Origin of the sequence: Mariprofundus sp. KV, assembly GCF_013387475.1 — a bacterium.
Classification (GTDB): Bacteria; Pseudomonadota; Zetaproteobacteria; order Mariprofundales; family Mariprofundaceae; genus Mariprofundus.
This window is the reverse complement of sequence record NZ_VWNB01000011.1, coordinates 104549-124595: the sequence shown is the minus strand read 5'-3', so window position 1 is coordinate 124595 and position 20047 is coordinate 104549. Positions and strand designations below refer to the sequence as shown.

The 20047-nt window shown below is 47.9% G+C and carries 16 protein-coding genes; all 16 read left to right on the top strand.

Annotated elements, in window-relative coordinates; translation table 11 throughout:
* Positions 1 to 243: 243 nt before the first annotated feature.
* The 16 genes from F3F93_RS12490 to F3F93_RS10150 all read left to right on the top strand — a co-directional run bounded on the left by F3F93_RS12490 (position 244) and on the right by F3F93_RS10150 (position 19992).
* Entirely contained in the window at positions 244 to 675 is a 432-nt protein-coding gene (locus F3F93_RS12490) for a PAS domain-containing protein (RefSeq protein ID WP_241697090.1), read from the top strand.
* A 1-nt stretch (position 676) separates the two neighbouring features.
* Positions 677 to 2029, top strand: coding sequence for a methyl-accepting chemotaxis protein (locus tag F3F93_RS10220; protein ID WP_241697089.1), 1353 nt, complete (start codon positions 677 to 679; stop codon positions 2027 to 2029).
* Positions 2030 to 2185: 156 nt separating this feature from the next.
* Complete coding sequence (locus tag F3F93_RS10215; RefSeq protein ID WP_176959080.1) at positions 2186 to 5467, top strand: ion transporter; 3282 nt, start codon at positions 2186 to 2188, stop codon at positions 5465 to 5467.
* Positions 5464 to 5832 (top strand): response regulator, encoded by a 369-nt coding sequence (locus F3F93_RS10210; protein ID WP_176959079.1) that lies wholly within the window; start codon positions 5464 to 5466, stop codon positions 5830 to 5832. Before F3F93_RS10215 ends, F3F93_RS10210 begins: the two co-directional genes overlap by 4 nt.
* Before the next feature lie 30 nt (positions 5833 to 5862).
* Positions 5863 to 8694 (top strand): chemotaxis protein CheW, encoded by a 2832-nt coding sequence (locus tag F3F93_RS10205; RefSeq protein WP_176959078.1) that lies wholly within the window; start codon positions 5863 to 5865, stop codon positions 8692 to 8694.
* Positions 8691 to 9155 carry a chemotaxis protein CheW gene (locus F3F93_RS10200; RefSeq protein ID WP_176959077.1) on the top strand — a complete coding sequence of 155 codons (465 nt, stop codon included), beginning with the start codon at positions 8691 to 8693 and terminating at the stop codon, positions 9153 to 9155. The genes F3F93_RS10205 and F3F93_RS10200 overlap by 4 nt, the downstream gene beginning before the upstream one ends.
* A gap of 13 nt (positions 9156 to 9168) precedes the next feature.
* Entirely contained in the window at positions 9169 to 9555 is a 387-nt protein-coding gene (locus F3F93_RS10195; RefSeq protein ID WP_176959076.1) for a response regulator, read from the top strand.
* Positions 9552 to 10619 (top strand): chemotaxis-specific protein-glutamate methyltransferase CheB, encoded by a 1068-nt coding sequence (gene cheB / locus F3F93_RS10190; RefSeq protein ID WP_176959075.1) that lies wholly within the window; start codon positions 9552 to 9554, stop codon positions 10617 to 10619. Before F3F93_RS10195 ends, cheB begins: the two co-directional genes overlap by 4 nt.
* Positions 10616 to 11455, top strand: coding sequence for a protein-glutamate O-methyltransferase CheR (locus F3F93_RS10185; RefSeq protein ID WP_176959074.1), 840 nt, complete (start codon positions 10616 to 10618; stop codon positions 11453 to 11455). Before cheB ends, F3F93_RS10185 begins: the two co-directional genes overlap by 4 nt.
* A gap of 12 nt (positions 11456 to 11467) precedes the next feature.
* Positions 11468 to 12775 (top strand): methyl-accepting chemotaxis protein, encoded by a 1308-nt coding sequence (locus F3F93_RS10180; RefSeq protein WP_176959073.1) that lies wholly within the window; start codon positions 11468 to 11470, stop codon positions 12773 to 12775.
* Positions 12776 to 12970: 195 nt separating this feature from the next.
* Positions 12971 to 14149, top strand: a complete 1179-nt coding sequence (gene alaC / locus F3F93_RS10175; RefSeq protein WP_176959072.1) for an alanine transaminase — start codon at positions 12971 to 12973, stop codon at positions 14147 to 14149.
* Positions 14150 to 14270: 121 nt separating this feature from the next.
* A complete protein-coding gene (locus F3F93_RS10170) occupies positions 14271 to 15596 on the top strand; it encodes a homoserine dehydrogenase (protein WP_176959071.1) in 1326 nt (441 codons plus the stop codon).
* 166 nt (positions 15597 to 15762) lie between these two features.
* Positions 15763 to 16821, top strand: coding sequence for a threonine synthase (thrC, locus tag F3F93_RS10165; RefSeq protein WP_176959070.1), 1059 nt, complete (start codon positions 15763 to 15765; stop codon positions 16819 to 16821).
* 11 nt (positions 16822 to 16832) lie between these two features.
* Positions 16833 to 17726 (top strand): threonine synthase, encoded by an 894-nt coding sequence (locus F3F93_RS10160; RefSeq protein ID WP_241697088.1) that lies wholly within the window; start codon positions 16833 to 16835, stop codon positions 17724 to 17726.
* Positions 17723 to 19408, top strand: a complete 1686-nt coding sequence (gene recJ / locus F3F93_RS10155; RefSeq protein ID WP_241697087.1) for a single-stranded-DNA-specific exonuclease RecJ — start codon at positions 17723 to 17725, stop codon at positions 19406 to 19408. Before F3F93_RS10160 ends, recJ begins: the two co-directional genes overlap by 4 nt.
* Before the next feature lie 179 nt (positions 19409 to 19587).
* The gene (locus F3F93_RS10150; RefSeq protein ID WP_176959068.1) at positions 19588 to 19992 is read left to right on the top strand and encodes a hemerythrin family protein; all 405 of its coding nucleotides are present in this window, start codon (positions 19588 to 19590) and stop codon (positions 19990 to 19992) included.
* Positions 19993 to 20047 lie beyond the last annotated feature (55 nt).

The window sequence follows — 20047 nt, the reverse complement described above, 5'->3', positions numbered from 1 at the left end:
GTGTGCTTCATGGCCTGGGTTCTCCGCGCGGTAAATTTGCTGTCTCGACAACTACAAATGTACCACAAACGTTGGGAATTCAGGCCTACTTTCTTACTGCTAAATCTTTAACCGGACAGCAGTGATGTAAAATAATCATTTTTTGCTTTAAAGCTTTGTCGTTAACAAGCTGGCATTTCTCTTGCTCTTACCGTGTCAGAAACACCATTGTCAAAGTAAACCTAATTATTTGAGGCGGGTGCTATGCGAATTAATGAGCCGATTTCCAATCAGGAAGTTACCTATGAAGATGATGACCTGCTTATCTCCAAAACAAACACCAAGGGCATTATCACCTATTGCAATGAAGTGTTCATGCGAATTGCGGGTTTCGAAGAGTCTGAATTGTTAGGTAAAAATCATAATATGGTTAGGCACCCGGACATGCCTTCTGAGGCTTTTCAGGATCTATGGGATACCGTGCGTGATGGAAAAGAGTGGCATGGAATAGTGAAAAACCGTTGTAAAAATGGCGACCACTACTGGGTGGATGCCACAGTTACACCTGATTACGACTCGAAAGGCCAGATCGTCGGATATATGTCAGCCAGACGAAAAGCTTCTTCCCAGCAGATTGCTGATGCGGAGAAGCTTTATAAAGAACTCAATGCCAAACGCGGCAGCAGGAGACGCTAAGATGGCAAAAGCTAAGGAAAAGAAAACGTCAACGTTCGCAAGTAATTTAACCGTTTCAAATGCGATTGGGATTGGTTATGCCATCATTTTGATTCTGGCACTCGTTTTAGAGTTGATTGGACACTTTGTCAGCTCAAATGCCATCTTGGCTGTATTATTGGTTATGATGGTTTCAGCTACGTATGGCTGCTATCGGTTTACTGTCAATGTCATGAATGAGCGACAGGGGAAAATTCTTGAAACTTTGAAGTGCTGGGCTGATGGAGAGATGCAGGAACGAATCACAGGTATTCATTCTAAAGGTCAAATTGCGAAAATAAGTTGGGAAATAAACAATACTGGCGACCGGGTTGAGACATTTCTTCGAGAAGTTCAGGCGTCATTAGATGCGATGGCCAACGGTAATTTTGATCGTCGAATTGATACGCGTGGCCTTTATCCCGATATGAAACAGGCCGGTAATGTAATTAATGAGAGTCTGGATAAGATGGCAGCTTTTAATCGCAAAGCTGAGCAGGATATGGGATATATCAGATCATTTGAGGAAACGATTTTGAGTGTGTCAGATCAGCTCACCAAGCTGGCTAATTACACGGACGAAACGGCTGATACGCTTGCGGCCATGGCAACCGAATCTTCATCCCAGGCTGCTATTGTTGTCAGCAGCGCTCAGGTAGCATCGGATAACGTCAATACCGTGGCGGCAGCGACTGAAGAATTGACAGCCTCAATTTCTGAAGTGAGCAGACAGGTTGCCGAAGCAGCCAGGGTAACAGAGGAAGCTGTTGTGCAGGCTAACGAAACAACTGAAACGGTGAACAGGCTTAGTGCCGAATCCGAAGAGATTGGTTCGGTAGTGAAGGTGATTTCCGATATCGCCGAACAGACCAATCTTCTCGCACTGAATGCCAGTATTGAAGCAGCTCGGGCCGGCGAGGCAGGTCGAGGATTTGCAGTGGTTGCCGATGAGGTCAAGGAGCTGGCCAATGAAACGGCTCGTGCCACAGATCAGATTGCCAGGCAGATCAAGGAAATTCAGTCTGAAAGTACTGCTGCTGCAACTACGATTGAAGCCATCAGTGCGATTATTCTTAAAATTAACGAGATCAATTCCCACATCAGTATATCCGCCGATCAACAGGCTCAGGCAGCGATGGAGATATCTTCCAGTGTGCAGAGTGCCAATGACAGTGTCGCGGATGTGACTTCGAGTATTTCTGATGTGGCTGTGGCAGTCGAAGAGACTGGTAAATCTGCAAATGAGTTGAGTGTCTCATCTGAAGACCTGAAGCAGACCACCATCAAACTATCCAGAGAAGTCAACACATTCCTGGGCAACCTTAAGAAGCAATGAGAAAGAACCATGAAAGGAAGCCAAGGCATGTACATTTATGAGGCAGGTAGAGGTTAAGGTGAATGATGAGCGCTCAAAGCGCATGAAGTGCATAAGGAGAGTAATTCGGTGAGTCCATCTCCTGTGTATGGGCACTCCAGACGTGAGTGGATGTACTTGGCTGAACGTGTTTTTTCTCATCCGAGGTATGCGCTGGTGATTGTTGCGGCCTTGGTTTTATGCGCATTTGAGCGATACTGGTTTGTGATAGCGCCATTAACTCTGTTTTTCACGGCTGAACTTCTGTTAAGAGCATGGCTGCAAAAAGAGAAACGCTGGTCAGATCGCAATGAGATTCTCTTTCTTATATTGGATGGCCTGGCAACAATTGGCCTCTATTTTCTGCTTTTACTCCCTCCTGGTCCCTACAATCATTCGATGTATCTTCGTCTTATTCGACTGTTACGAGGCATGTATATGCTCAGAATGCTGAGGGTTTTCAGTTTTCTGACATTTGAAACATTCGTTTACTCCCTGCCAATGGCTTTGCTGGCTTTGTCGCTATGCTTTGTCGCTTTGTCGGTTGAGGCGGTAACACTTCTTATTGCTTTTGCCCTGTTAGTAGAATTGGGGACCAGAGTAATAGCTATTTACAAGGTGCTACCAGATGGTGGCCGGAAAAATGGTGAGTACGCCTTTGCATTTATTGATTTTATTTCCACATTTGCTCTATTTGGTTTTATAGACTCAGTTCCTCAAGCGGTGGTGCTTATTCGAGTCCTGCGTATTCTAGTGATGTTAAACCCGCTTGGCAGCCTGATGTTGGCTGTCAGAAAAGTAGCTCAAATGCATGAAGTTCGTAAAGAGTCCGGCATGCTCATTTCCATGCTAATCTTGCTTTTAATCCTTTCAGGTTCGTTGATCTATTTTGTTTATCCTATCATGGATATTACTAAAACCGGTGTCGTTGATGAAGGTGAATACACTGTGATACAGGTTATCCTGTTTGCATTCACATGGCTTATTGACCCGGGTTCAACCCCTTCGCAGGCATATACTCCTGGCTTGACTGTTCTGACAGTGCTCGTAGCTATGACTGGCGTGTTTTTCTTCGCGTTGTTGGTTGGGCTAGGGACTAATGTTATGGCTGGATTGCTTAGGGAGCTCAGCAACAGTCCGCTTTCATCCCGTGTGCAATTATTGTTTTCGGGTGATAATGAAAAAGCGGAAGCTATTCTCAGAGTCTTTGCAGACATGTGTAAGCGCATGCAGCGCTCCTATTACTCAGCCTGGATATTTTTTGATCAAAAAGACAGAGTAGTATCAGGTTTCGGTAGCTGGTTGGTGCCAAGGCAGGCAAAAGAAGGCAGCCGGAATGTGCTCTCACAGTTTAAACTCAGTGGCATACGTGAAGTGATATTTTTTCATCGCAAATATACTGATGCCGAATCAATTGTTGATCATCATGCCCTGGTCCAAGAAGCGAAGTTGAATGATTTGAATGTGGGCGTTTCGCTATTCAGTGAATCTGGACTGAACGATAACCTGAATGATATTTATACATCTACGCTCGGTGCAACACCGTATAATTCATCCTCGATAACAGCAAGGATGCTTTATCAGATGCACCACTGCGCTTATATGCCAGAGCTGGGTATTGAAATGCTCGATACCGTTGATGGTGAAACCGGCATGTTTACAGTTTCCTGGTCTGCGCAGATTCAGCCAAGTGCAAATGGTGCCAGCATTTATATCGGTAAATCAGAATCCATGCTGGTGGACTGGGCGACAATTTTATTCGAGCTAGGCCTCAATGTAATAGCAGTTAGAAATAAAGAAGGAACATTTCGCTTATTAAGTGACATGGTTCGAGCCAAATCGAAATTTGAAGTTACTGATGTAGTCGCACTTGGTCGAGACCCCAGTCTGTGGACAGGTATGATGGATAGTGCACTTAATAAGCCTCAGCCACTGATTCGCGAAAAAGTGATCAGGACTTTTGAATGGGCAGAATCATGGGATTTAAATATGCTCTTTATCGGTTGGCATGAAGGCCTACCTGCAATGGTTGAAGAGATGGCAGAAAAACATCACAAACTCACCATTAATGTGTTAAATCCATCTTCAGAAGAAAATCTTATATTTCAGCAAGATAGGCTTGATACGGTGTTACAGTCGGTGAGAGAGAAAACAGACTGTGACTTGAAAGTTGGGATGACTCCATGGGATGGACTGAATATTTCCAAGGCCATTGAGTTACTCAAAGGTTGCAAGGTTATAATGCTTTATCCAATTGAGGCAAATGACGATGCAGAAGACTCTCTACTGGAGATGTGGTACCACTCTCTGGCCAGATTGCTTTCAGAGCGCAAGCAACAGGTGAAATGGTGGACTCCTCCTAAAATTATGATTTTACCAAGGGATCGAGCTAACAGCGAAAGCTTTGTCCGCTCTAGTGAAAACTATCCACTATTGAAAATCGATGTTGCTTCCCCTGATGCCTTCCATGATGTCTATATGGCCAGAAGGATTCTCTCATACGCTAGACGAGGAAGTGATTCCCGCAATTTTGAACAAGAAATTAAAACCTTTGAATTTATCAATTTGTTGCTCGGGGATGCTGTGCTGGTTGAAAGCGAAAACTCAGAGAAACTGCTAGAATATCAAGATGCCAGTTGGCAGGAGGTATATCGGGAGGGTTTGCGTCGAGGCTGGGTACCATTGGCCTACGGGTTGGAGCCATCTTGCTATCATCATAAAGATTTTTATCGTCTTATTGATCAATGGTTTCCAATTGAGCGTATTGCTGCAGGGGCGCAATTACATCTGTTGGCAGGAACATTGATTGATGAGTTTGAAATGCCAGCCTCAACATCTATGACACTATTTTGTCGCCGCGGTATTTTGCTCAAGGAAGCGCAAGTCGAAGCGCAAGTCGAAGAGCAAGTCGAAGAGCAAGTCGAAGAGCAAGTCGAAGAGCAAGTCGAAGAGCAAGTCGAAGAGCAAGTCGAAGAGCAAGTCGAAGAGCAAGTCGAAGAGCAAGTCGAAGAGCAAGTCGAAGAGCAGAATAGAGAATTGGCAACTCAGGTTCTCGAAGGAGAAGTCATGCAGGAAATATGGCCAAAAGAAGCTGACCCACGCCTGTTAAGAGTTTTGACTCGACAGGTTGAAGGTGCATTGAATTTATTGAATGAATCAACTGAAAACGGACTGATGAAAATCTCTGAAGTACTGGAGAAGGAAGCAGGTACGGAAGTTGAGGGGGACATCATGGATGCACTGACTGAATTGCAGAATATTGATCGCGTTATGCAACGCCTGAACAATGTCAGAAGTGTTTTGGACGAATGGTCACAGGCAACAAAAGATCAGGGTAACGGCGATGCAACTTGGAAAGAAACAGTTGAGAAACGTTATGTGATGGAAGAAGAAAGACTGGTGTTGAGGGATGAATTATGAGTGCTCCAAAAATTTTGATTGTTGAAGATTCGATGATGGTTCGCATGACCGTCAAACGTACTCTGGCCAGTGTTGATTTTGAAGTGGATGAAGCAAAGGACGGAGCTGAAGGGCTATCTAAGGCACAATCATCTTCTTATGACTTGATCCTAACTGATTTGAACATGCCGAACATGGATGGTCTGACGATGATAGCAGAGATTCGTAAATTACCAGCCTACATAGAAACACCAATCGTGATGCTGACAACCGAATCTGGCGAAGAGAAAAAATCAGTTGGCCATGAATCAGGAGTTTCAGCATGGCTGGTCAAACCGTTTGAACCTGATCACTTGATTGAGGTGGTCGGAAGCATGTTGTTCTGATGGTGGAAGTTATATTGACAGGAGTGCGAGATGGATGAAGAACTGCTTGCCGAATTTCTAACCGAGAGCAATGAAAATCTAGCTTCAATCGAACAGCAGTTACTGGATCTTGAGGCTGATCCAGGTAATGCCGAGATTCTCGATAGCATATTCCGGGTAGTGCACACGGTAAAAGGAAGTTGCGGATTTCTGGGGTTATCCGGGCTGGAAAAGGTTGCCCATGCAGGTGAAAACTTGCTTGGGAAAATACGATCTGCGAAGTATCAGGTTGATGGCAATATTGTCTCACTTTTGCTGGAAAATAGTGATGCCATCAAGGAATTAATTGCTGGTCTTGAGGTGGATGGTTCTGAACCAAATCTTGATTATTCAGCACTATGTGAACGCCTGGCTGCAGCAGAGGGCCTGATAGACAATGGTGCTGCGGCATTATCTGATACTGAGGAAGGCCCCAATGCATCAGACAAGACTTTGGCCTGGCTGGTTGGGGTCGATGACTCAGTTCTTGCTTTACTGAAAAATGCGGAAATTATTACCCCTGAGCAGGTTTTAGAAGCCGGCTTTGAGCAACTGCGTGCCTTGCCCGGTATGCAGCCAGCTCATGCTTTGAAAATTTTAGGGATGGCAAAAAGCAGCAAACTGGTTGATGTTGTTTCAGTCGATAAAGAGCCGGTTGAAGTAAACGAAAAACCTGCAGAGACCGCAGCTGCCGAGGAAGAAGTTACTTCACCTGTGGCTGTAGAGAAAACCACTAAAGTTAACGCTGTAAGAAAAGCAAAAGCTGAAACCAGTATTCGAGTTGACGTTTCTCTTCTAGATGAATTAATGAATCAGGTGGGTGAGTTGGTGCTTTCCCGAAATCGTTTACTCAGGTTGATTGAGCAGAGCGGGGATCCTGATCTTGTACGCACCAGTCGCAGCATCAACCAGATCACCAGTCGGTTACAGGAAAAATTACTACATACGCGAATGCAGCCCATTTCTACGCTATGGAGTACTGTGCCCCGGTTATTGCGAGATATAACAAAACAACTTGGTAAAAAGATCAGGGTGGATATGGAAGGTCAAGAAACTGAACTAGACCGCACAATCCTTTCAGCTTTAAAAGATCCTATGACCCATATTATTCGCAACTCATGTGATCACGGTATTGAAGCGCCTGAAGATAGACGCCAGAAGGGTAAAGCCGATGAAGGCAAGATTACACTGTCAGCGCGTCAAGAAAGCGGTTTTATCGTAATTAATATAAGCGATGATGGTGGTGGTATTGATGCGGCCAAAATTCGAGATAAGGCTGTTTCTATGGATGTAATTACTGCTGAACAAGCTAAAAATCTCAGTGACAATGGTATCTTACAGTTAATTTTTCATGCGGGACTATCTACAGCTGAGAAGGTCAGTAACCTGTCTGGCCGCGGTGTCGGTATGGATGTGGTGCGCTCGGAAATTGAAAGCGTTGGTGGGACAGTCGTAATTGACAGTGAACTTGGCGTTGGAACAACCCTGAATATTCGAATTCCTCTGACACTGGCCATTATTCCAGCCATGATCGTAGAAAGTTCAAGACAGCATTTTGCTGTCCCACAGATGATGGTGCAGGAATTAATAGCTATTGATCCAGATAGTGAGAGTTGGAAAGAGATCGCCGGCAAACCGTTTTATATGCTCAGGGGGCGATTGCTGCCCATCATTTCACTTTCTGAAGTGATGCAAATCCAGAGTAATGATGAATGCCCACAGTCTGTGGTTGTGGTAAATATCGCGGAGCGCCAATTTGGTATTAGTGTGAATGAGGTACTAGGTGCCGAGGAGATTGTAGTAAAACCTCTGGGGCGCCATTTTAACCATCTCGATGTCTACGGCGGATGTAGTATTTTAGGAGATGGCAGAGTTGTGCCGATTCTTGATTGTATAGGTGTGACAAAGAGTATTCGCCAACAACAGGATGTTCAGACTGTAATCTCTGAACATGATAAAAAAGCTCAATCAACTAGTGATGAAAGTCAGTATATTCTCGTTTTTGCTGTCGGCGAATTGTGGTATGCGATTCCAATGGCGCTGGTAGAACGTATTGAAGAAGTAGATCCGGATTCCATCGAAAAATCTGGTCGCCGCGAGGTGTTACAATATAGAGATGATGTGATTCAGGTGATTCGTTTGGCCTCTATACTAGAGGTTGAAGCAAAGCGTGTTGGTGAAGTAGAGCCTTGTCTGATTATTTCAGATAAGGATAAACGCCTCTGCATTCAGGTTGATTCGATTGTTGATATTGTAAAACAGAAATTGGAGATACACTTGGATAGTGAAGAACCATATTTTCTTGGTACTGCCATAGTGGAAGGTCGTTCGACCGAAGTTGTAGATATTTTAGCAGTAATTAAAAAGGTGGCTCCAAACTGGTTCTCTGGCAAGGGCGAACGTCGTAAACGCTCCCAGAAAATACTCTATGTGGAAGATGCGGTTTTCTTTAGAAACCTTGCCATTCCATTGATTGAAGGGCTGGGTTGTCAGGTTATCACCGCTAGAAATGGCAAAGAAGCGTGCAGCATTATTGAACGTGAAAAGCCCGATCTTTTACTCACTGATCTGGAAATGCCGGAAATGAATGGTTTTGAGTTGGCAAGCTGGGTTCGTGCACAACCAGGTTTGCAACAGATGCCGATTATTTCACTCTCATCGCTGGATGAGTCTGAGTACGTTGAGAATAGAGATTTATTTAATGCCAGAGTGAAAAAGTTTGATCGCGAAGTTCTGCACCAGCAACTTACACGGTTACTTGGCCGTAAACAGGACTCTGAGATTGGCATTATTGATGCGGAAGTGGTGACTCACCAAGCCATCGAAGGTGGAGGTAACTCATGAGTCAGATGAAAACGTCCCGCTCGCGTTTGCTAACCTGTCAGGTCGACAATCAATGGCTGGCACTTGCCGTTGAAGAGTTGTCCGAAGTGGTTACGCCGCAACGTCGTACTGAAATGCCATTGTCTCCGAAGTCAGTGAATGGATTGATAAATCTGCGCGGTAAAATTCTAACTGAATTGGATATTCGTAAAATTCTCGAATTACCACCACGCGAAGATGAAACGCTGTACCGTACTATTATTCTCGAAGGTTTGGATGGAGAGGGTTTCGGTTTAACAGTGGATGCAGTGGGTGAAGTCATCAACATGCAGGTTGAGAATTACGAATCCACGCCAGATTCGCTGAATGATTGCTGGAAAAGTGTTTGTCACGGTGTGCTAAAGCAAGATAAAGGTATTCTGATCATGCTGGATGTTGCAAAGCTGATTGCCAAAAGCATGCCAGAAGTGCCAGAGCGTTGAACAGGAAGAGCTTATGCTTGGGGCAGTGTTAATCATGGTCGATGCAAGCGGCGTGGTCAGCCCCTCCTTAGTTCGGATTATAAAAAGATCTGGATACGACAGCCTTGCAGTAGAAAATGGGGAGCAGGATTTGCGACAATATTGCGATCACCCAGATGTTGCAGCACTCTTTCTAAATCTCAATACGCTAGTGATAGGTGGCATGGAGTTTCTGGAAGCTCTTCGTAGCTATTTTGCAGATGTGGGGAGGTCGCCTGTGAGTGGCGTATCTACCGAAACTGAAGTCTCTTCGAGACTCAATGCGATTTCACTATGGGTACATGACTACGCAATGAAACCTTATGATGAAACAATTATCAAAAGTAAACTTGCGATTGCAGGGTGTGAGTGTCAGCCATGATCAAGATTCTAATTGTCGATGACTCTGCTGTTTACAGGCTATTACTGAAGAAGGCACTGAACGGTGTTTCCGATATTGAAGTCGTCGGTGTGGCCTCTGATGGCCAGGAAGCAATTGAGCTTATACCTTCACTGAAGCCTGATGTGCTCACACTAGATTTAAATATGCCTCGCATGAACGGTATGGAAACACTGGCAGTTTTATCAGTTAAATATCCACATGTGAAAGTTGTGGTAGTCGCTGCTGCAACCTACAAGGACGCTGAGAGTGCAGTTTCGATACTCGAGGCAGGTGCATTCGATGTGGTGGTTAAACCCAAAGCAAATGATCCTACCCCCATGCGTACATTAAGTGATGAACTCATACCAAAATTACAGGCTGCAGTTCAGAAAAAAACATCACTACAGAAGTCTGTTTCAGCGCAAACCACGCCGGTTGTTAAAGCCCCTATAGTACAGAGATCATCCAACGGTTATCAGCCTGACATAGTGGCAATAGGTTCCAGCACAGGTGGACCTGCAGCTTTGAGTGAAGTAGTGAAGGGTTTGCCTGCTGATTGCCCAGTTCCGATTGTAATTGTACAGCATATGCCCAAGCTGTTTATTGAATCGCTCTGCAGCCGTCTTGATAGCCTGACAAGCTTGAATTGTTGTGTGGCCGAGGATGGCATGGGGTTGCATGCAGGCTCAGTTTATTTCGCCCCCGGAGAAAGTCATCTCGACGTGGTTCGTGCAGCTGGTGAAAAATTAAAGGCTCGATTGCACGATGGTCCGCCTGAACATCATTGTCGTCCGGCTGTGGATGTAACTTTACGATCACTGCATGCTTTGGCTCCATCTGTCTCGACTTTGGTTGTCATCCTTACCGGGATGGGAGCAGATGGAGCCAAAGGGGCGAAATTGCTGGCCGATGCCAATGCCAGAGTCATTGCGCAGGATGAAGCAACATCCGTAGTTTGGGGGATGCCTGGCCAGACCGTAAAGCTAGGGGCAGCAAATGAAGTGCTGGCTTTGCGTGATATAGCATCAGCGATTAAGCGCTATGTGGCAGGAAGACTGAAATGACTATTTCTACTGATAGAATAACTTTTATTACTGACTTTCTTAAGCGAGAAATAGGTTTGGCTCTGGATGAGAGTAAACTTTATCTGATTCGCGCACGATTATTGCCGGTTATTCGCCAGCATGGGATCAATTCTCTCGATGCGCTTATTGATGAGGTTAAAAAGAATGAACGTTGTGAGATAGCCAAACAGGTGGTTGATCGCATGACTACCAATGAAACCCTTTTTTTCAGGGATAAGTACCCATTCGAAGCTTTGAAGAATAATTTATTGTCAACTCTAGTCTCTGAGCGGCCGGGGTTTTCGAGAATCAAAATATGGTCTGCTGCTGCATCAACAGGACAGGAGGCGTATTCGATAGCCATGACTGCACTTCAGACTCTGGATGATGCTGCCAACAAGGTGAGTATTCTGGGGACTGATATCTCTTCTGTAGCTATCGCAGCTGCGAAAGAAGGTGTATATAAACAGATGGAAGTTCGGCGAGGTCTGGCTATTCAGGATCTGGCGAATTTTTTTAAACAACGGGATGAGCATAGCTGGCAAGTAAAGGATGAATTGAAAGCCATGGTAAAATTTCAAGAAGCCAACCTTATTTCACCATCCCTAGTAACAAATATCAGGCATTATTCTCTGTTTGATATCGTATTCTGTCGCAATGTGTTGATATATTTTGATCTAAAACAGCGAATGCAAGTGATTGACCATATTGCACAACTTACGCAGATAGGTGGATATTTATTTACAGGAGCCGGAGAAATGGTGCAAGGCCAGCGCTCGGTATGGGAAACGGTAAGAATTGAAAACAGGCCAGTCTGGCGACTGGTATCCAAGTAAAGGGAGTGAATTATGCCAAATAAAGAACAGACAATTGAAACTTTAAGTCGTTTTGCAGAAGGGGACTTTACTGCCAGATGTAGTGTAAATAGTGAACTTGGAAAAACCATTGACAGTTTGGGGGAAGCTCTTGAGCTCATGGTAGAGCAATTGCTCGAAAATCAGGCAGGAAACTGTATGGGTATATTTGAAGTGGTCTCATCTATGAGTCGGATGGCTGATGGCATGTCACATATGGATGACCGTACACTTGCCATGGCGGCAGCAACCGAAGAGTTGGCGACCACCAACGAGATGATTGCTAGCGCTTCCGATGAAGCGGTTGCTTTGGCTCATGAGGCAGTCGAAGCGGCGAATATGGGAACTCAGTCAGTAGAGAGTGCGTTGGGTATGCTTAGTGAAATGGCTAATAGGGCACGTTCAGCAATGAGTGAAGTTGAGAAGCTTGTTCAATTTTCTGGAGATATTGGTGCCATCGTTGATTCAATTCAGCGTATTGCAGGCCAAACCAATATGTTGGCGTTGAATGCTACCATTGAGGCTGCAAGGGCAGGGGATGCAGGCAAAGGCTTTGCTGTAGTAGCCGGTGAAGTGAAAGAACTCTCCCAGCAGACTGCTAAAGCTGCAGCTGAAATCAGCAGTAAAATCGGTTTGCTTCAGGAGGAGATTGATAGTGTAGTGGTTCTGTTCAGTGAAAATGTAGAAAGGGCAGAGCGCGGCGGTTCAGCTGCAGAAGATGCAGGCCGTAGTATGCAGCATGTGATAACTGCTTTTGGTACGGTGTCTAATAAAGTTGAGCACATCAAGGCCTCTTCATCTGATCAGGGTGAAGCATCTCGAGAAATTGCTAAACGAACGCATGAGGTTTCGGAGTTAGTCAGCAATGAGAGTCATGAAATCGAATCCAATGTGCGCCATATGAGGGCGCTTGAAGCTGGTATTAAGTCACAACTTGATGAACTCTCCAAAAACAAGGTGAGTAAAGGTGTGCTAAGTCTTGCCAAGACTGACCATATGCTATGGAAAAAACGGTTAGTCGATATGGTGCTCGGTATAGAGCAGATAGCTGTTGATGAAGTGACTGATCACCGCAATTGCCGTCTCGGTAAATGGTACTACGCACAGGGCAAGGAAGTATATGGTGAATACACTGAGTTCAGTGAACTCGAGCCGCCACATGCTGAGGTCCATCAATTAGCTAGGAAAATTGTCGAGCGCTTCAATAATGGTGATAAAGAGGGCGCAAGCGCGCTGCTTGATAAGATTAGTCTTCCTTCTAGCGAGGTGGTTTCATTACTTGAAAAGTTGCAGAGTAAATGAAGCTATTGATTAGAAGTGTTTTTTTTGTTATCTGGTCTAAAAGAAGTCATACGAAATTTGTAGCAAGTATCCTTTCATTTATAGTGGTATTAAGACCCTTTGGTTATTTACCCTTCCTTGACCGTATACGGCCTGCTTCGTAGTCTCACCGACTTTGTTTAGGGTCACTAATTTACCGGAGATCAGGCCTCGTCCATGCGCGAATTTGAAAAGATTAAACGCCTTCCACCTTATGTGTTTGCAGTTGTTAATCAACTGAAGATGGAGCTTCGCCATGCCGGCGAAGACATTATCGATCTCGGTATGGGTAACCCTGACCAGCCGACACCGCAGCATATTGTCGATAAACTGTGTGAAGCGGCACAGGATGGTCGTAACCATCGCTACTCGATGTCCAAGGGTATTCCGGGGCTGCGCAGAGCGATCTGTAACTGGTATAAGACCAAGTTTGATGTTGATCTCGACCCTGAAACCGAAGCGATTGCTACGATCGGCTCTAAAGAGGGGCTGGCACATCTGGCTGTGGCGATCACCTCTCCCGGTGATCTGATCCTTACCCCGAACCCTGCTTATCCAATTCACCCCTACGGTTTTATTATTGCCGGTGCAGATATCCGCCATGTACCGATGGGGCCGGGCTTCGACTACTTTGAGGAAGTACAAAAAGCTGTGAAGGACTCATGGCCTAAGCCGAAGATTCTGGTGGTGAACTTCCCCTCCAATCCGACAGCTGAAGTGGTTGATCTCGATTTCTATGTCAAACTTGTCGATTTTGCGCGTGAGAACGATCTCATCGTAATCTCCGATATCGCTTATGCCGAGATCACCTTTGATGGTTATCAGTGCCCGTCGATCATGCAGGTGCCAGGAGCCAAGGATGTGGCAGTGGAGTTCTACTCCCTCTCCAAAACCTACAACATGCCGGGTTGGCGTATGGGCTTCATGGTCGGTAACAAAGATATTGTCGCTGCTCTTGGCAAGATCAAATCCTATCTGGATTACGGTACCTTCCAGCCTCTGCAGATTGCTGCGTGCGCAGCACTTAACGGCCCGCAGGATTGCGTGGATGAGATTCGGGCCATGTATCAGTCACGTCGTGATGTCATGATTAACGGTATGCACCAGATGGGCTGGATGGCTGAGAAGCCGAAAGCTTCGATGTTTATCTGGGCTGAAATTCCCGATCAATTCAAAGCGATGGGTTCACTTGAATTTGCCAAGCGTATGCTTAAAGAGGGCGGGGTAGCGGTCTCTCCGGGCATCGGTTTTGGTGACTACGGTGATCACTATGTGCGCATTGCACTGATTGAGAACGAGCACAGAACACGGCAGGCACTGCGCGGTATGCGCCAGTTCCTGAATGCGGGTTCGTAAGGAATAGATTTATTTGCCACTAAGGCGCGAAGGCACCAAGAAGAGATGGTGTTATTGCGTTGATTGAAAGTATTTACTTTGTGCCTCTGTGTCTTCGTGGTTCATGGTTTGGAGAGAATAAATGACTGAATTGAGAGTAGGGCTGCTGGGGCTTGGTACGATCGGTACCGGAGTAGCACGTATCCTGATCGAGCAGAAGGAGTTGATTAGCCGTCGCCTTGGTAAACAGGTGAGGCTGGTTGCTGCGGCTGATCGCGATCTGGATCGTGACCGTGGCCTTGATTTCACCGGCATTCGTCTGAGCAGTGATGCCGATGATATTGTCGCGGCTGACGATATTGACCTGGTGGTTGAACTGATCGGTGGCTATGAACCGGCCCGCACCTTTGTGGCAACGGCGCTGGAGCATGGCAAACATGTCGTGACAGCCAATAAGGCATTGATCGCCAAGCATGGCGAAGAGCTGTTCCCTGTTGCTGCTGCCAATGGGCTGCAGATCGGGTTTGAAGCGGCAGTTGGTGGCGGTATTCCGTGCATGAAGGCACTGCGCGAGGGTTTGGCTGCCAACGCTATCGAGTCGGTCTACGGTATTCTTAACGGAACCTGCAACTTTATTCTTACCAAAATGGAGAATGAGGGTGCCGACTACGCTGATGTCCTGAAAGAGGCGCAGGCGCTGGGATACGCTGAAGCTGATCCGACCTTTGATGTTGAAGGTATCGATACAGCTCAGAAGCTCTCGATTCTTGCAGCCATGGCGTTTGGCTCGAAGATCAGGTTTGAAGAGGTCTATACCGATGGCATCAGCAAGATTACTGCTGATGATATTGCTGCCGCGCATGAGATGGGTTACCGCATTAAACTGCTCGGCATCGCCAAACCGCATGGTAAACATGGTGAAGTGGATGCTGTGGAGATGCGCGTGCATCCGACACTGGTACCGCTTACCTCCCAGATGGCACAGGTTTCCGACTCCTATAATGCGGTGCAGATTACCGGCGACTTTGTTGAGCACACCATGTACTTCGGTCGTGGTGCCGGTGAGCGTCCTACCGCTTCGGCTGTAGTGGCCGATATCATGGATATCGCCAGTGGCTTCCCTGATGGTATTGCACATCTGGCACCACCGATGGGTTTTGTTGAGGCTTCGCGTCGCGATAAACCGACCATGCCGATGGCCGATACCGAGTGTGAATATTTCATTCGTCTGATGGTGAAGGATCAGCCGGGTGTGATTGCATCAGTCACTTCGATCCTGGCCGATCATCGCATCAGTCTGGAGGCACTGACTCAGAAAGAGCGTCATGCCAGCCATAATGTGCCGATTGTGATGCTCACCCATGAGACAACCGAAGGAAACCTGCAGGCGGCGATCAGCCGCATTACCGGCCTTGAAGCCGTAGAAGAAGATGTGCTGATTCTGCGTAAAGAATCAGCTGTAGCCTGATCGATGCTGCATTTTTGGCATCCTGCCCAAAAGCAGCGCGTTGGAACAAAGGTGCGACTTTGTCCCAACTCACAAAATCCACGACTAATGTCGTTAAATTTTGGCAGCCCATCCATGGGCTGCGTGGAAGCGCCGAGTAAATCGACGCTCCCCCAAGGAAGATACCATGCCTCGATATGAAGGAATCATTAACCGTTACCGCGCTTTTCTGCCGATAGAGAAGGATGATGCAGTCATCACCCTCTATGAGGGTAATACGCCGCTGCATGAGTCGCTCAACCTGCGCAATGCCATCAACCCTGAGCTGAATATCTTCCTCAAGTTTGAAGGCCTGAACCCTACCGGCTCATTCAAGGATCGCGGCATGACCATGGCTGTAACACAGGCCTATAATGCCGGTTCACGCAAGATTATCTGTGCCTCTACAGGTAATACCTCCGCATCTGCAGCTGCCTATGCTGCCAACTCGGGCATGGAAGCTTATGTGCTGATTCCCGATGGTAAGATTGCGCTTGGTAAGATGAGTCAGGGTATGCGTTATGGTGCCAAGGTGATTCAGATTCGCGGCAACTTTGATGATGCACTGGAGCTGGTGCGTGAGATCTCTGCCGATGGCTCTATCTCACTGGTTAACTCGGTCAATCCTTACCGTATTCAGGGTCAGAAAACAGCCTCTTTCGAAATTGTTGATGAGCTCGGTTTTGCACCCGACTTCCACGCACTGCCGGTAGGCAATGCCGGTAACATCACCGCCTACTGGATGGGGTATAAGGAGTATGCCGAGAAACGTATCTCCAAATCCCTGCCCAGGATGCTCGGTTTTCAGGCCGCAGGTGCCGCCCCGATTGTGCTCGGTCATCCGGTTGAGAATCCTGAGACCATCGCCACGGCTATCCGTATCGGTAAACCCGCCTCATGGAAGCAGGCGGAAGCCGCCCGTGATGAGTCCGGTGGTGTCATTGATGCAGTAACCGATGAGGAGATTCTGGAAGCCTACAACATGTTGGCTTGCCTTGAGGGTGTCTTCTGCGAACCTGCATCAGCAGCATCAGTGGCCGGTATTATCAAGCTGAACAAAGCCGGTTATTTCCAGCCGGGCCAGAGCATTGTCTGTACCCTGACCGGCAATGGCCTGAAAGATCCTGACACAGCCATGAAGGGTGTGGCTGCACCGGTGACGATTGATGCCAATGAGAGTGCTGTGCGAAAGGCTCTGGAGTCGTAATCAGAGATTCGATGCTGGTCGTCAGTCAGGCATTAATCCCTAATCAGGATGGAGTCACTCTCCATCCTGATCTTGTTTTATGGCAGCAACAGTTGGCGACCCGTAAGCAATACTGGTTTCAGGTTGCAGATCGTACACCTGCCGAGTGGTACGCCACCCTGCTGGGGTTAGATGTAACAGCGTTGTTGGCCAGTCAGTTCGAAGCCCTGCCTGCTGAAGTTCGCCAGTGTTGGAGCGTTACCCCGTACCACGCCCAACTGACCCGTGATTCGATCAGGGTCTATCCGCAAGGGCTCTTCCCCTGGAGTCGTGAGGATGCAGCATGGTTGTGTGCCACGCTGAATCCGCTGCTGGCCGAGGAGGGGATGGCGCTGTTGCATGCCGATGTCGCACTGCTGTTAAGCTGTCGTGATCCGCTTGATGCTAGACCGCTCTCCTTTGCCGCAATCTCCGGAAAGATGCTGCCCAATCGTCATCACGAAGGCGCCGATGGTGGCAGACTTAACCGTCTGATGGCTGAAATACAGATGATGCTGCACCAGCAGCAGCCTGCATCACGGCAGCAGAGTGGCAGTGTTGCAGTGAGCGGCATCTGGCTCTCCAATCCGACTGCCTGGCCGCAAGTAGTTGCTGAAAAACAGGTTGCAGTAGCTACACGCAACCCCTGTCTGAGCGCTTTGGTGGAGGGGCGCAACGCCCGGCTTGTGATCAGCGAGGCCGAACGCCTCTCTGAGCTGGTGAAGGTTGGCGCCGAACTGCCCAAACAGATACTTCTGACCGGAGAGGGGTATGCCCTGCTATTGAAGAAGTCGCTGTTGCCAACCTTCGGCAAGCCCTCATGGTGCCCCCGACGGGTAAGAGGTGAAGCGGAGCTGATCTCTATGCTCTCCGGATGTATAACATGAGCCTGCCAGAGCAGCGGAGTGCAAAAGGGTGCAGATTGAGCTGGCGGCACGAACCGCTACATGCGGATGATCCGGTCACTGCCTGGCAAAGCCTGCTGCACAACCGCGGCCTGAATGAAAGCGATCCGTTTTTCTCACCGCGCCTGAGCGATCTTCCCGATCCGTTTCTGATGACCGATATGGATAAAGCTGCCAGTCGCGTGGCTGATGCGGTGGAAAACGGTGAAGCGATCCATATCTTCGGTGATTTTGATGCTGATGGCGTCAATGGCACCGCTATTCTGGTGGAGGCACTGCACTCCACAGGTGCAGAGGTGACCTTTTCGATTCCGCATCGGGCTGATGAGGGGCACGGCATTGGTGTCGAGCCGGTACGTGCGGCCGTTGAAGCGGGTTGTAAGCTGGGCTTAAGTGTCGATACAGGCACCACCTGCTTTGATGCCTGCAGTGCAGCTCATGAACTTGGCTTTGATCTGATAGTTTCTGATCACCACCTGCCTGAAAGTGAGTTGCCTGCTGCCTTTGCACTGCTCAATCCGGCCAGAGCCGATTGCGGCTTTGCCGATCGCCAGCTCTGTGGAACCGGTGTTGCCTTCTTTCTTCTGATGGCGGTATGGAAGGTGCTTGGAGACAGAGGCAATCGTCCCGCTTTTGATCTGCGGCAACTGCTTGATCGTGTTGCGGTGGCTACCGTTGCCGATGTCATGGATCTGGTAGGGGCCAATCGCATTCTGGTCTATCACGGTCTGCAGCGACTGAATAACGAACCCTCTGTAGGCATGCGGGCGTTGATTGCCGTTGCCAAGGTGAAAAAGGAGATTTCAGTTGAGACCATCGGTTTCTACCTTGCGCCGCGCATCAATGCAGCCGGACGTCTGCAGCACGGTGAGGCAGCCATGCGGCTGCTCTCTACACGCGATGAGGATGAAGCTGCCAGACTTGCCTCTGAGCTGGATGAGACCAACAAACAGCGGCGACTGGTCGAGGCTGAGGCGTTCAAACAGGCCGAACTGATACTGGGCGACAGCCGCACGCTGGCTCTCTACGATCAGCGCTGGCATGCCGGTGTTGTCGGGCTGGTGGCAGGCCGGCTGGCGCGCAAGCATGGCAGGCCGGCTGCTGTAGGGTTTGTAACACCTGAAGGCGCTGTGCGCGTCTCTCTGCGTGGCAGGCCGGGATTCCATATTGGCGAGCTGTTAAACGGCTGTAGCGAGCATCTGGAGGGCTTTGGCGGCCATGCCGGTGCCGGTGGTGGCACGATAAAAGCGGGGCAGTGGGACCGGTTCTGCGAAACCTTTGCTCAGGTGGTTGCTGATCAGGCTGAACATGCATCCGATTTTCTTAGCCATAACATTGATGGTGTACTGAGTCTGGGGGCTCTGCATAGTGCACTGGCGGATCGCCTTGCCCGTTTTGAACCGATCGGCAAAGGCAATCCAGCCTGCTCATGGCTGATCAGAGATCTGCACATTGCTGATCGTCGTAACCTCAAGGGTGGGGTGGTGCGGCTTAAACTTACCGATGGTTCTCACTGGATCGACGGTATTGTCTTTGGTGCCAACGGCATGAGTGATGCCATTGAGCCGGGGCTTACCGTGTCGGTGATCGGTCAGCTGCAGAAGGATGAGTGGCGTGGCAATGGCGCTGTACAGTTTGTGATTGAAGATCTTATCACAAGCTGACATCCCCCGGTAAAACTGATGCTGATTGTAACACCGTTGCGCGCGGTGAAGTCCACCATACAGATAATTCAACAATAAGCGTAATATGTTGGAGTGAATTGGCTCCTTTATTGCTTGCATCATCTGTCGGTATGATTTCGGACTGCTGATGGCAATCTCGTTGTGTGAGGTGTTTGTTGATGCTTTATATCCGTTGGAATGAGGAAAATGAGCTGGGCATAGATATCATTGATGAACAGCACCGCGGCGTGGTCTCTGCTATTAACTCGTTTTACTACGGTGTCAGCCAGGGGCTCTCTAAACAGTCACTGCGACTCACCAAAGGCATGCTTGATGAGATGACCATCATGCACTTTGAGACCGAGGAGCGCTTTCTCAAACAGATGGGTTATCCCCATCTTCACTCCCATGCCCTGTTGCATCAGAAACTGCTCGTTAAAATGGGTAACATATTTGATGAGTCGATTGCAAATAGTGACCCGGATCCATTTTTGCAGTTTCTCAAGAGCTGGTGGTTACATCATATCAATGAGGAAGATCGGACTTATGCCAGATATCTGAAAATAAACGGTAAGTTATCGTGATGCTCTCTCGCCATATCTGGACAGTGTATTGAGAAGATATCCAGATGGGGCAATG